The following is a 12,145-nucleotide window of genomic DNA, read 5'->3' on the forward strand; positions in this document are numbered from 1 at the left end:
TCCTGCAAGCAGGAACTTTCTCGTTCGACTTGCATGTGTTAAGCACGCCGCCAGCGTTCATTCTGAGCCAGAATCAAACTCTCCAGTTATAATTCCTTTAAAATGTTTTTTCATGTGCTTGGCTGCACTTAAAACATCTTTTTACTCAATTCATTCACTAACCAGTTTTCAAAGATCAATTTCTTAATTTTTTCAAAAAGCCGCCAAAGCGACTCACAAAACCCGATCTTTATACGCCTCACAAAAAACATTGTCAAGCTTTTTTTTGGACCGTTCGAAATTAATTAATTTGGCCACAAAAAAACCTGCAAGGAACCGTCGGGCGTGTTCCCTGTAGGTGAGAACGATTTATATAGAAAGCATCCAAGCTTGTCAACTGATATTTTTATTTTTTTTATATGTAAAAGTGGGTGCCGGGTTCTATGTATTAGGTTCCGGGTGCTCACAGCAACTACTTTTTCATTATTCGTTGTGGCTGGTGTTTACAGCCATGTATGTTTTATATGAAATACTCTGCAAATCAGGGGCGTATTTCAAGCTTTGTTGTGGGCGAAACGGGATCAGAATACGGTCCGCCCGTGGCGGTTATATACAATGCAGCCGCCAAAGCAACCTCAGCAGAGCCGTCCCCCCGATGGGCAATCGGTACCGGACAATTGGGCTGTCTACAGTTCCGGTCCGGGACCATTGCCCGTCGGGGGGGGCGGCGGCAGAATACCATTTGGCATGCTTCATTTTCCAGTTTACACTTTTCAAAAAAATATACCCATTTCCCGGGAAAAATTGATCGAAAAGTGTAAACTACTATTGAGGTTGGTGAAGGATGCCTACCATTTTCTATATTCGTTGTGGGCAGAACAAGATTTGCCCGTGGCAGTTATTTTAAAATAAGTTTATGGTATTTCTTTTTACCGGCCCGCAGCAGAATCTCTCCATCTGTGGCATGGGAGGTTAAAATCAGTTGATCAAAGGCAGCAATGCGTTCATCATTGAGGTATCCACCACCCTGATTCAGTAGACGTCGGGCATCACTTTTAGATTTACACAGCCCCACTTCCGCAAAGATATCCACCGCAGCAATCCCCTTGTCCAGGGCAGCCCTGTCATAGGCAGTGCCGGGAACCGCATCTGCACCGCCCTTGGCACTTCTGGGAATGGTGGAAGAAGAAAAACAGGTGTCAGGGATTTCCGGGGCACCAAACATGGCGCAAGCGGCCTCATAGGACGCCTTTGCCGCATCCATGCCATGGGCAATAACTGTGGCTTCCCAGGCAAGGACCGCCTTGGCACTGTTTAGCATGGCCCCTTCCATTTTTTTGACCTGTTCTATCTCTTCCATGGGCAAAAAGGTAAAAAGGGCCATAAATCGTGCCACATCGGCATCATCACAGTTCACCCAGAACTGATAATATTCATAGGGAGGGGTTCTTTCAGGATCCAGCCATACAGCTCCCTTATGGGTTTTCCCCATTTTTATGCCACTGCTGGTGGTAATCAATGGAAAGGTTATGCCAAAGGCTTTTTTCTGTTGAGTTCTGCGCACAAGATCAATACCTGCCACAATATTTCCCCATTGATCGCTTCCCCCCATCTGCAAAAGACAGTCGTACCGTTGGGACAATTCCATGAAATCATAAGCCTGGAGCAGCATATAATTAAACTCAATAAAGGTCAGCCCCTCATCGGAATTAATGCGCATTTTATAACTTTCCGCCTTGATCATGCGGTTGACACTGAAATGGCGGCCAATATCCCTTAGAAAAGGAATATATTCAAGTCCCTTTAGCCACTCACCGTTGTCCAGAAGCAGGGCCTTATCTTCATTAAAATCAATGAAGCGGGCCAGCTGTTTTCGGATACCGGCCCGATTCACATCAACCTCTTTCTGGGTGATCACCTTACGCATTTCTGTTTTACCACTGGGATCACCAATGAGACCGGTCCCGCCCCCCACAAGCCCTATGGGACGGTGGCCGTTGCGCTGCATATGGGCCAATGCCATGATACAGACCAGGCTGCCCACATGAAGGCTTGAAGCTGTGGGATCAAACCCGATATAACAGGTGGCTCTTCCCCCGTCCAGATAGGCGCTCAATTCCTCATCATGGGTCACCGCCTCTACAAAACCACGCTCCTTTAATATTTCAAGAACCCCCATTTTCTGTATCACTCTCCTTTTTCCATATTCGTTGTGTTCCACCGGCCACGCCCGTTATAAGGCACCCGCCATACAGGGGCGTTTCTATTTTTACTACGATTATTTGTTGGTATATTCCACAGCCCGTGTTTCCCGGATCACCACCACCTTTATCTGGCCCGGAAAGGTAAGATTTTCCTCTATTTTGGATGCAATATCCCGACTTAACAACACAGCATCGGTATCAGATATTTTTTTACTTTCCACCACCACACGAATCTCCCGTCCGGCCTGGATGGCATAGGTGTTGGAAACGCCATCAAAGGAATTGGCCAGTCCTTCAAGCTCTTCAAGACGTTTGATATAATTTTCCAGGGTCTCTTTCCGGGCTCCGGGCCGGGCACCTGAAAGGGCATCTGCCGCCTGCACCAGAAAATCATACACAGTGGCGGGCATTTGATCTTCATGGTGGGCTGCAATGGCATTAATCACTTCGTTGGACTCTCCGTGTTTTTTGGCAAGTTTGGCACCGATCAGGGCATGGGGACCATCCACCTCATGGTCCACGGCCTTTCCAATGTCGTGCAGCAGTCCCATTCTTTTGGCAAGCTTCACATTCAACCCCAATTCCGCTGCCATGATGCCAGCCAGAAAAGCCACTTCCACGGAGTGCTGCAGTACATTTTGAGCATAACTGGTTCTGAATTTAAGTTTTCCAATCACCCGGATCAACTCGGAATTAATGCCATGGACCCCCAGATCAAAGGCAGCCTGCTCTCCGGCTTCCTTGATGGTGACATCCACCTCATCGGTGACCCTCTGCACCACATCTTCAATGCGGGCCGGATGAATTCTGCCGTCGGAAATCAAACGGGTGAGCGCAATTCTTGCCACTTCCCTTCTAACGGGATTGAAACCGGACAAAATAACAGCTTCAGGGGTATCATCAATGATCAGATCAATACCGGTGGCAGCTTCCAATGCCCGGATATTACGCCCCTCGCGTCCAATGATACGTCCCTTCATTTCATCCCCGGGCAACTGCACCACAGACACAGTGCGCTCTGCAATAAAATCTCCGGCATAGCGCTGTATGGCTGTGGAAATAATTTTCTTGGCCTCTTTGTCCGCTTTTTCCATGGCTTCGCTGGAAATACGCTTTACCAGCTTTGCCCCATCATGCCGGGCTTCGTTTTCCATGCTTTTGAGCAATATATCCTTGGCCTCTTCAGAGGTAAGGCTGGCCACTTTTTCCAGCTCTTTCCGGGCATCAGAAAGCAATTTATTGTAGTCGGATTCCTTTTCATCCAGGGATTTAAGCTGTTGTTGAATCTTTTTTTCCGTTCGCTTGAGCTCAACTTCCAGGATTTCAAACTGCTCCTTACGCTTGTCCAGTCGTTCGCTCTGGTTTAATACACGACGCTCTTCTGTTTTCAGCTCAGCCCTGGCCTGGTCGGTTTCGGCATCAAAGGCCCCCTTCATCTCAAGCAGACGACTTTTTGCCTCCAACTGAGCCTCTTTAATCAGGTTACCGGCTTTTTTCCGGGCATCGTCAATCAATGCCATCTGCTCTTTTTCAACCTCTTCGATTCGGCTTTCAAGTTTTTTCTGGGTTAACCAGTAGGCCAGCCCGAAACCCGAGGCAGTTGAGATCAGCAGTGAAAAAAACAACACAGTATATTCCATTAATGACTCCCTTCAATATTTGGTATCAGATAATTATTATAACCGCCACGGGCGGACCTCATTGTGACTTCAGTCTGCCCATAACAAATCTTCAAAATCCGTTGGGTCTGCCGGAATTTTCGAGCAAAAGCATAACACCCAGCATCCAGCTATTACATGACAACAAAACCACAGGATGCAGCAATTATAAATTCCCGGGACGTATTCCATTTTTCCGGTTGAATGCTTCACCGGCATGACAACAAGAATGAATGGATCAAACATCACAAGATAGCCTATTTAACACGTAATGCAAGAAATATTATTTTGGAGGGGGACAAAAAAAGGAGGGGATAAGAGTAAAGCGGTGATGACGGCAAAAAAACCACCGGATAAGCGCCACGGCAGAGCTTATTTTGATTCAGCTCTACCCACAGCAAGAAAAAAACCATGGCGTCTGCCGTGGTGTTTTTTCCCGGAAGGGGAAATCAGAAATAAAATCAGATACAGCCCCCACAGCATACCGTGTTGCCCATGTCTTTGAACCAGTAGTTCAAAAGGTCGGGCGCCCATATAATTAGCACCTTCAGGCTTTTCCATGCAATGTGGAACTTGCACACCGGCACCAGGGTGGGCTCCCTTGTATATAGCGTTAGGCAAAGCACTCTAAGCAATCACAAGTAGCGCAGGGGTGTTTCTGTTTTTATTTATGTGCAGGATAATCCTGTGTGGTATCACCCTGCATTTGAAGCAAATGCATTTAATTTATTCAGCAGCGCAGTGGATTTATGGTCAACACATTCATGGAATTCCAATAATTCAGATTCCGATGCAGCAAGGTCATTTGCCATATTCATACCGGCCAAAAGCAGTACAACCAAGGAATTTTGCACTGAAACAGAACCTTCCATCCCCTGTTCCGCCCGGGCAACATACTGCTTTAATTTTTCAACAACCTTTCCGGGGTCATCAAGGGCATCATCTGCCCGGAACTGAAATTGTCTGCCAAACAGGTCTATACTGACAATTTCTTCTGATGTTACATCTTTATTAATATCCGGAACTCCATTTTCCACTGGGTTCATTCTGTTTTAAGACGTCTCTGAAAAGGTGTTCAGTTTAGTCAAAAGACCATCAATCTTTGATTGAACAGCCGCCTCTTTTTTTGCAAAGTGCTCTTCAGACAAATCCTTTTCAGCAATCTGACCTTCAAGGGTCTTTACCTTGCCCAGCAATTCCTCATTTTCCTGTTGAAGTGTCTGACAAAGCTCTATTAAAAAATCGACTTTCTCGTCAATATCTTTAAACTTATCTTCTAACAACTCATGCTCGTTTTCCATTCCCTGAACCTCACAATATTTAGCTTAACTATAGTTCATAATATTTAACAAAGTCAAGACAATTCATTCGGCTTTTCAGCCATACAGCAAGCCACCCTATGGAGATCTGCCGGGGTATTGACGCCCATGACCTCAACGGCACTGTGTCCAGAAAGAGAGCCTGCCTTTCCACCCCGTGACACAGCAATTTTCACAATATCTGTCAAGTAATACTCCTGCTGGGCATTGTCACAATCAATTCCTTCAATAGCATCTATCAAAAATTCTTTATTTATGCAATAGATGCCTGAATTGATCCGCGTATTTTTTCGCTCAGCATCGGTTGCATCCACCTCTTCCCGAATACATGTGAGCTGGTTGTTTTTATCCAGTATCACCCGACCGTACCCCGTGGGATTCTCAAGGTGTACGGAAAGCACAGACACATCATTTTGTTCACGCCGATGAAATTCAATGAGACCGGCAAGGGTCCGGGGCTGGATCATGGGCACATCCCCACATAAAACAAGCACATGTGCCACTTTTCGGGGCAGTACGGGCAATGCGGACTTAACGGCATCACCGGTACCCAGAAGGGCTTCCTGGCGGGCAAACAAAACATCAAAATCCCGGGAGACTGACTTTTGAACAAGGGCGGCAGCATGTCCCACCACCACCACCACCTGCCTGCCCAGCAATGACACCGCACAGGAGAGCACCGAATAAATCATGCTTTGCCCGTTAATTTCATGAAGTACCTTTGGCAAATCCGATTTCATGCGACTTCCCTTACCGGCTGCCAGCACAATGGCTCCCACATCACTGTAATTATTTTTCATATTCAACCCCGAGTTTTAAAGACAGACGCTCAAAAAAAGGGGGTGCCCCAAACCACACAGAGCACCCCTTTATTCGATCATATATGTCTTAACAGACTATGTCATGCAATCACATCATCACATGGATGCAATATCCAGTCGATGCAAGGCCCGCCTTAAAGCGGCTTCGGCCCGGACAAGGTCAATGTCATCGGAAGCGGCAGAAATTCGCTTTTCAGCTCTATCCTTTGCCTGCCTGGCCCGATCCACATCAATGTCTCCCCTGCGTTCAGCTGATTCAGCAAGCAGGGTCACCTTGTTGGGCAGTGCTTCGGCAAATCCACCGTTGACAAAAAGATAACGTTCTTTGCCTGATGCGTCTTTGTACCGAAGTGTGCCAACCTTCAAGGAGGTCAGAAAGGTGGTGTGGCCACGAAGCACGCCAAATTCACCTTCCGTACCCGGAGCAACCACAATCTGAGCTTCTTCGCTGACCACCGCCTTTTGGGGGGTGACCACTTCCAGAAATATATTCTCAGCCATTTTATCCCCCTTGAGTTAGTTATCTGAACTCATTTTAGCAGCTTTCTCAACGGCCTCTTCAATAGAACCCACCATGTAGAATGCTGTTTCGGGAAGATCGTCATGTTTACCTTCAATGATCTCTTTAAAGGATCTTACAGTGTCTTCAACCTTTACAAACTTACCGGGCATACCGGTGAAGGTTTCTGCCACATGGAAGGGCTGGGACAGGAATCTTTGCAGTTTACGGGCTCTTTGCACCGTAACTTTATCCTCATCGGAAAGCTCATCCATACCCAGAATGGCAATGATATCCTGGAGCTCTTTGTATTTCTGCAGGGTCTGCTGCACGGTGTTGGCCACAAGGTAGTGTTCTTCACCGATGTAGGCAGCATCCAGAATCCGGGAGGTGGAGTCCAGGGGATCCACCGCAGGATAGATACCAAGCTCTGCAATCTGACGGGAAAGTACAACCGTACCGTCAAGATGGGCAAATGTGGTGGCAGGGGCAGGGTCGGTCAAGTCATCTGCAGGTACATATACACACTGTACCGCAGTGATGGAACCCTTATCTGTTGAAGTAATACGCTCCTGGAGCTCACCCATGTCAACGGCCAGTGTGGGCTGATACCCAACAGCGGAAGGCATACGACCAAGGGTGGCTGACACCTCTGCACCGGCCTGGGTGAAACGGAAAATATTATCAACAAAGAGAAGCACGTCCTGGCCTTCTTCATCACGGAAATATTCCGCACATGTCAGCGCGGAAAGAGCCACCCTTGCACGGGCTCCCGGAGGTTCTGTCATCTGGCCGTATACCAGGGCACATTTGGGAAGAACGCCGGAGTCTTTCATCTCATGGTAAAGGTCATTACCTTCACGGGTTCGCTCACCTACGCCGCCGAACACGGAGATACCACCATGCTGCATGGCAATGTTGTTTACCATTTCCATCATGATAACGGTTTTACCAACACCTGCACCGCCGAACATGCCCATTTTACCGCCACGGGGAAAGGGAACCAGAAGGTCGATAACCTTAACACCGGTTTCAAGTACCCTTACTGTGGTATCCTGGTTGATAAATTCAGGAGCTGCCCTGTGAATGGGAAGCGTTTTGGAGCGATCAATATCGCCCAGACCGTCAACGGGTTTTCCCACAACATTGAGAACCCGGCCAAGGGAGGCTTCACCAACAGGCATCATGATGGGAGCGCCGGTGTCCTTTACTTCCATTCCCCGCTGGAGACCGTCGGTGACGTCCATACCGATACATCTTACCACGTTGTCACCCAGATGTTGGGCCACTTCAATGACCAGATTATCTTCGCCTTCACCAATAACGGGGTTGGTCAGCGTCAGGGCCGTAAGAAGGGGGGGAAGCTTTCCAGGTTCAAATCTAACATCAACAACAGCACCCAGCACCTGTGCTATTTTTCCTATATTTTCAGCCATGTATTCCTCCTGTTAAAGCTGTTTGCTTTTTTATATTTGGTATGATTATCCGTTGAGCGCTTCAGCACCGCCGACAATGTCCATGAGATCTGCTGTAATACCTGCCTGACGTGTCTTATTAAAGATGGTCTGCAGTTCATCAATCATGTCTTCGCATGCCTTGGTTGCGTTCTCCATGGCCCTCATCCGGGAGGCATGCTCACTGGTTGAGGTCTGAAGCAGCGCATCATATATCTGAATAAAGATATTCTTGGGCAGCATCTCCCCCAGCAATTCATCGGAAGAGGGCTCGCAGATATGTTCTGCCAGATAGACACCGTCATCCGTTGCTGCACTTCCGTCTGTTTCCTCAACTTCTATGGGAGGGATGGGAAGGATCTGCTTTACCACCGGCTCCTGACGGGCCAGGGATTTAAACTCAGAACATACCAGATATACTTCATCAACAGCTTCTTCAAGAAAATTATTAATCAGTTTCTGTCCAGAAGTTGATGCCACACTGAAATCAAATTGTCCGCCCACAACATCGAGATATTCATCCTCAATGGTCATGCCGGATTTCCGGGCCCAGTCACGGCCCCTTTTGCCAAAACAAGTAAAAGACACTTCTTTATCCTGAAGGGACTCTTTGATAAACTTGTCTGCTTTTTCAATGAGATTTCCATTAAAACCACCGCAAAGGCCCCTGTCTGAAGTGCACAGGATGATGTTCACCTTTTTGGCTTCTTCCCTTGGAACAAGAAGGGGGCTGGCATCTTCACCGGCCTTACCTGCAATGCTCCCCAGTACTTCGGAAAATTTGGACGCATAGGGCTTAAAGGCCTCCATACTCTCCTGGGCACCGCGAAGTCGGGAAGTGGCGACCATTTTCATGGCAGAGGTGATCTGCTTGGTCTTTTTTACACTGCCTATCTTTGTTTGGACTTCCTTTAACGTTGCCATAATATTTCCCTTTTACACCTGTTTATAAATGATATTCATTTTACACATGAAAAATATTAAGGATGCTGTTATACCGCAGCCTTAAATTCTTCATCATAGGCGTCAAGGGCTTTTTTCAGCTTGGCTTCAATGTCGCTGGTGATGGCCTGTTGTTCCACAAGGTCTGTGAAAATCTCGGGAAATCTGTTTTCAATAAAGGGATAAAGACCGGCTTCGTACTTATCCACGGCTTCCCTTGGATATTTATCAATGTATCCTTTGGTACCGGCAAACAGAATCACCACCTGTTTTTCCATGGGAAGGGGATTGAACTGGGGTTGTTTCAACAGTTCAACCAGACGTTCTCCACGGGTGAGCTGACGCTGGGTGGCGGCATCAAGGTCACTGCCAAAGGCGGCAAAGGCTTCCAGTTCACGGTACTGGGCAAGATCCAGACGCAGGGTACCGGCCACCTGTTTCATGGCTTTACATTGGGCAGCACCACCCACGCGGGATACAGAAAGACCAACGTCAATGGCAGGACGAACACCGGAGAAGAAAAGGCCTTTGTCAAGATAGATCTGACCGTCGGTGATGGAAATAACGTTGGTGGGAATAAAGGCAGATACGTCACCTTCCTGGGTCTCAATGATAGGAAGGGCCGTGAGAGAACCGGCGCCCAGATCATCAGACATCTTAGCAGACCGTTCCAGCAGACGGGAATGGTTGTAGAAAATATCGCCGGGGAACGCCTCACGTCCCGGAGGACGTCTCAGGAGCAGAGACACCTGACGATAGGCGGCAGCCTGTTTGGAAAGGTCATCATAGATAATCAGAGAATGCTCACCCTTGTCACGGAAATACTCGCCCATGGCGCATCCGGCATAGGGAGCCAGATACTGCATGGCAGCAGACTCAGAAGCAGAGGCCACAACAACGGTGGTGTATTCCATGGCACCATGCTCTTCCAGGGCTGCAACCACCTGGGCCACGGTGGATTTTTTCTGTCCACAGGCCACATAGATGCATTTCATGTCTGTGTTTTTCTGGGCAATGATGGCATCAACGGCAATGGCTGTTTTACCGATCTGACGGTCACCGATGATCAGCTCACGCTGGCCACGTCCCACAGGGGTCATGCCGTCAACGGCTTTACTTCCGGTGTAGCAGGGTTCATGCACAGATTTACGGGCAATAACACCGGGAGCCACAAGTTCCATGTTCATGGTGATGCTGGAATCAATGGGACCTTTACCGTCAATGGGTTCACCTGTGGTGGAAACAACACGACCCAGAACCGCTTCACCAACGGGAACAGATGCAATGCGGTCGGTGCGTTTTACAACGTCGCCTTCCTTGATTTTTTTATCTTCACCCAGGATGGCAACACCCACGTTGTCTTCCTCAAGGTTCAGTGCCAGACCCAGAACGCCGCCGGGGAACTCCACAAGCTCCATGGCTTTTACTTTTTCCAGGCCATATACACGGGCAATACCGTCACCCACTGACAGCACCACCCCGGTCTCGCTGAGCTCAACCTCTTTGTCGAAATCTTTAATCTGCTCTTTTATAATCTGGCTTATTTCTTCAGCTCTTATTTTCATTAGACTCTCTCACCCCTTTTTAATGATTCTCTCATATTGAACAGTTGAGTTTTAACGCTGCCATCCAGCACAAGATCGCCTATTTTGGTCACAATTCCGCCAATGAGCTCGGCATCCTGCTCAACATCCAGAATAATCTCTTTGCCGATTCGTTTTGCAAGGCCCTGTTTAATTTTCTCTGTGGCCTCGGCGGACAACTCTGTGGCCGATACCAGGGTGGCATGAACCACGCCGTTCAGTTCGTCTGCCAGTTTCTTATAAAACTCACTGATATCCCGCAGAAAAACGATGCGCCGTTTATCAAACAACAACACCAGGAAAGATTTCATCACCTGGGAAAAAGAGGTCTTTTCCAGGATGGAAATCAATACGGTTCTCCTGTCGTTCTTGTCAAACAAGGGATTACTTACAGCTTTTTCAAGTTCAACATTGGTGTCAAAGAGTTCCACAATCTCATCCAGCTCTTTGCGATACTGATCTGCATTGCCGTCCTCTTCGCCGATAAGCATCAATGCTTTGGCATAGCGCCGTGAAATAGATAGATTTTTCATTATGCCACCACCTTGTCCAGATACTCATCAACCAGACGATCCTGATCCTCGGAGTTAATTAACTCTTTTACCAGGGTTTCTGCCTGTTCAAGGGCCTTTTCAGCAATTTCCTGCTGCAGGCTTAACTTTGCAGCCTTGAACTCCTGCTCAATGTTTCTCTTTGCAGATTCTTCAAGTTTGGCAGCCTGGGCTTCGGCCTCGGCAAGAATCCGTTGTTTTGCCACCTCGCCCTGTTTGACATAGGTTTCAACGATTCTCTGGGTTTCCTGGTCAAGCGTTGCCATCTTTTCGGCATATTCGGCAAGACTTTTTTCCGCAGCAGCTTTTTTCTGTTCAAGCTCGGCAAGCTCGTCTTTGATTGCCGTTACCCGGGAAGAAAAAAACTCAGCAACAGGTTTGCGGGCAATGAAAAACAGTGCAATCATGAGAACCGCAAAGTTCATCACCTTGTAGGTGTCAGTAACCACCCAGCCTTTGGGGGCTGCCGCACCATGATCTCCACCGCTTGAGGCCATGGCAATTCCGGCAAAAACAAAAAGGAAGGTCCATGCTGCAGGAATGATGGTCTTGGAATGTTTCCTCATAAACCGTACAATCTTCATCAGCACGCCCTCCCCAGTATTTTTTCACCAATCGCCTTGGCAAAAGTATCAATCTCCTGTTCAAGAGCAGATTGAGCCTTCCGGGTCTCAGTAACAACCTGACTACGAATTTCAGCAAGGTTGGCCTGAGCTTTTTTGTTGATCCTTTCAATGATCTCTTTTTCTTCCTGGGATGCTTCTTCGACAAAGGCGTCTTTTTGTTTCAGACCCTCTGCCCTTGCACCCTTCAACCCTTCCGCATACTCTTTGTCCTTAAGGACCGCTTCGGATGAAAGACTTTCAACGCCCTGTTGAAGTCCATCAACCTTGGCCTTTCGATCCAGCAGAATTTTGCGAACAGGCTTGAACAGTACCCGATTGAGCACGTACAAGAGAAAAAGGAAATTGATGATCTGAATAAACAATGACCCATCAACACTAACCATACATTTCCCTCCGCCAGTTAATAATTAAAAAAAATACACTAACCTATATTCCACACAGTTGCCCGGTGCCGTCACCGGCAACTTTAAATACAAAGAGAATCGAAATTTGAGTACCACCAAGATGGT

General features: G+C 47.7%; 13 protein-coding genes, 1 rRNA gene and 1 other RNA gene. 1 reads left to right on the forward strand and 14 read right to left on the reverse strand.

All coding sequences use genetic code 11. The features are described from left to right. Positions 1 to 89 (reverse strand): 16S ribosomal RNA (locus B9A32_RS01895); the annotation flags it as partial. A gap of 414 nt (positions 90 to 503) precedes the next feature. Here B9A32_RS01895 and B9A32_RS21490 point away from each other — a divergent pair. Then, positions 504 to 800 carry a hypothetical protein gene (locus B9A32_RS21490; protein WP_212637583.1) on the forward strand — a complete coding sequence of 99 codons (297 nt, stop codon included), beginning with the start codon at positions 504 to 506 and terminating at the stop codon, positions 798 to 800. Positions 801 to 877: 77 nt separating this feature from the next. Here the strand turns inward: B9A32_RS21490 and tyrS are convergent, their stop codons facing one another. The 13 genes from tyrS to B9A32_RS01965 all read right to left on the reverse strand — a co-directional run bounded on the left by tyrS (position 878) and on the right by B9A32_RS01965 (position 12,019). Further along, positions 878 to 2,158 carry a tyrosine--tRNA ligase gene (gene tyrS / locus B9A32_RS01905; protein ID WP_084066698.1) on the reverse strand — a complete coding sequence of 427 codons (1,281 nt, stop codon included), beginning with the start codon at positions 2,156 to 2,158 and terminating at the stop codon, positions 878 to 880. 99 nt (positions 2,159 to 2,257) lie between these two features. Beyond that, complete coding sequence (gene rny / locus B9A32_RS01910) at positions 2,258 to 3,823, reverse strand: ribonuclease Y (protein WP_084066699.1); 1,566 nt, start codon at positions 3,821 to 3,823, stop codon at positions 2,258 to 2,260. A 485-nt stretch (positions 3,824 to 4,308) separates the two neighbouring features. After that, positions 4,309 to 4,497: non-coding RNA, 6S RNA (gene ssrS / locus B9A32_RS01915), on the reverse strand. Positions 4,498 to 4,536: 39 nt separating this feature from the next. Further along, on the reverse strand, positions 4,537 to 4,887 hold the full coding sequence (locus B9A32_RS01920) for a hypothetical protein (protein WP_139795675.1): 351 nt from the start codon (positions 4,885 to 4,887) through the stop codon (positions 4,537 to 4,539). Between the two features lie 6 nt (positions 4,888 to 4,893). Next, positions 4,894 to 5,142: a cell division protein ZapB gene (gene zapB, locus B9A32_RS01925; RefSeq protein WP_084066701.1), complete on the reverse strand. Its 249-nt coding sequence runs from the start codon at positions 5,140 to 5,142 to the stop codon at positions 4,894 to 4,896. Between the two features lie 53 nt (positions 5,143 to 5,195). Beyond that, entirely contained in the window at positions 5,196 to 5,960 is a 765-nt protein-coding gene (locus tag B9A32_RS01930) for a sugar phosphate nucleotidyltransferase (RefSeq protein ID WP_084066702.1), read from the reverse strand. Between the two features lie 117 nt (positions 5,961 to 6,077). Further along, positions 6,078 to 6,482, reverse strand: a complete 405-nt coding sequence (locus tag B9A32_RS01935; RefSeq protein ID WP_084066703.1) for a F0F1 ATP synthase subunit epsilon — start codon at positions 6,480 to 6,482, stop codon at positions 6,078 to 6,080. Positions 6,483 to 6,497: 15 nt separating this feature from the next. Continuing rightward, entirely contained in the window at positions 6,498 to 7,916 is a 1,419-nt protein-coding gene (gene atpD / locus B9A32_RS01940) for a F0F1 ATP synthase subunit beta (RefSeq protein WP_084066704.1), read from the reverse strand. A 45-nt stretch (positions 7,917 to 7,961) separates the two neighbouring features. Continuing rightward, positions 7,962 to 8,858 carry an ATP synthase F1 subunit gamma gene (gene atpG, locus B9A32_RS01945; RefSeq protein ID WP_084066705.1) on the reverse strand — a complete coding sequence of 299 codons (897 nt, stop codon included), beginning with the start codon at positions 8,856 to 8,858 and terminating at the stop codon, positions 7,962 to 7,964. 68 nt (positions 8,859 to 8,926) lie between these two features. After that, positions 8,927 to 10,441 (reverse strand): F0F1 ATP synthase subunit alpha, encoded by a 1,515-nt coding sequence (gene atpA / locus B9A32_RS01950; protein ID WP_084066706.1) that lies wholly within the window; start codon positions 10,439 to 10,441, stop codon positions 8,927 to 8,929. Then, the gene (atpH, locus tag B9A32_RS01955) at positions 10,441 to 10,992 is read right to left on the reverse strand and encodes an ATP synthase F1 subunit delta (protein WP_084066707.1); all 552 of its coding nucleotides are present in this window, start codon (positions 10,990 to 10,992) and stop codon (positions 10,441 to 10,443) included. The genes atpA and atpH overlap by 1 nt, the downstream gene beginning before the upstream one ends. Further along, positions 10,992 to 11,594: an ATP synthase F0 subunit B gene (locus B9A32_RS01960; protein WP_139795676.1), complete on the reverse strand. Its 603-nt coding sequence runs from the start codon at positions 11,592 to 11,594 to the stop codon at positions 10,992 to 10,994. The genes atpH and B9A32_RS01960 overlap by 1 nt, the downstream gene beginning before the upstream one ends. After that, entirely contained in the window at positions 11,594 to 12,019 is a 426-nt protein-coding gene (locus tag B9A32_RS01965) for an ATP synthase F0 subunit B (RefSeq protein ID WP_084066708.1), read from the reverse strand. Before B9A32_RS01965 ends, B9A32_RS01960 begins: the two co-directional genes overlap by 1 nt. Positions 12,020 to 12,145 lie beyond the last annotated feature (126 nt).

It is taken from the genome of Desulfocicer vacuolatum DSM 3385 (genome assembly GCF_900176365.1).
In the GTDB taxonomy this organism is placed as follows: Bacteria; Desulfobacterota; Desulfobacteria; order Desulfobacterales; family Desulfobacteraceae; genus Desulfocicer; species Desulfocicer vacuolatum.

What these genes read in the sequence shown, in the direction of transcription:
- B9A32_RS21490 (WP_212637583.1), top strand. Translation starts at nt 504, where the DNA reads ATGAAATACTCTGCAAATCAGGGGCGTATTTCAAGCTTTGTTGTGGGC.
- tyrS (WP_084066698.1), bottom strand. Translation starts at nt 2,158, where the DNA reads ATGGGGGTTCTTGAAATATTAAAGGAGCGTGGTTTTGTAGAGGCGGTG.
- rny (WP_084066699.1), bottom strand. Translation starts at nt 3,823, where the DNA reads ATGGAATATACTGTGTTGTTTTTTTCACTGCTGATCTCAACTGCCTCG.
- B9A32_RS01920 (WP_139795675.1), bottom strand. Translation starts at nt 4,887, where the DNA reads ATGAACCCAGTGGAAAATGGAGTTCCGGATATTAATAAAGATGTAACA.
- zapB (WP_084066701.1), bottom strand. Translation starts at nt 5,142, where the DNA reads ATGGAAAACGAGCATGAGTTGTTAGAAGATAAGTTTAAAGATATTGAC.
- B9A32_RS01930 (WP_084066702.1), bottom strand. Translation starts at nt 5,960, where the DNA reads ATGAAAAATAATTACAGTGATGTGGGAGCCATTGTGCTGGCAGCCGGT.
- B9A32_RS01935 (WP_084066703.1), bottom strand. Translation starts at nt 6,482, where the DNA reads ATGGCTGAGAATATATTTCTGGAAGTGGTCACCCCCCAAAAGGCGGTG.
- atpD (WP_084066704.1), bottom strand. Translation starts at nt 7,916, where the DNA reads ATGGCTGAAAATATAGGAAAAATAGCACAGGTGCTGGGTGCTGTTGTT.
- atpG (WP_084066705.1), bottom strand. Translation starts at nt 8,858, where the DNA reads ATGGCAACGTTAAAGGAAGTCCAAACAAAGATAGGCAGTGTAAAAAAG.
- atpA (WP_084066706.1), bottom strand. Translation starts at nt 10,441, where the DNA reads ATGAAAATAAGAGCTGAAGAAATAAGCCAGATTATAAAAGAGCAGATT.
- atpH (WP_084066707.1), bottom strand. Translation starts at nt 10,992, where the DNA reads ATGAAAAATCTATCTATTTCACGGCGCTATGCCAAAGCATTGATGCTT.
- B9A32_RS01960 (WP_139795676.1), bottom strand. Translation starts at nt 11,594, where the DNA reads ATGAAGATTGTACGGTTTATGAGGAAACATTCCAAGACCATCATTCCT.
- B9A32_RS01965 (WP_084066708.1), bottom strand. Translation starts at nt 12,019, where the DNA reads ATGGTTAGTGTTGATGGGTCATTGTTTATTCAGATCATCAATTTCCTT.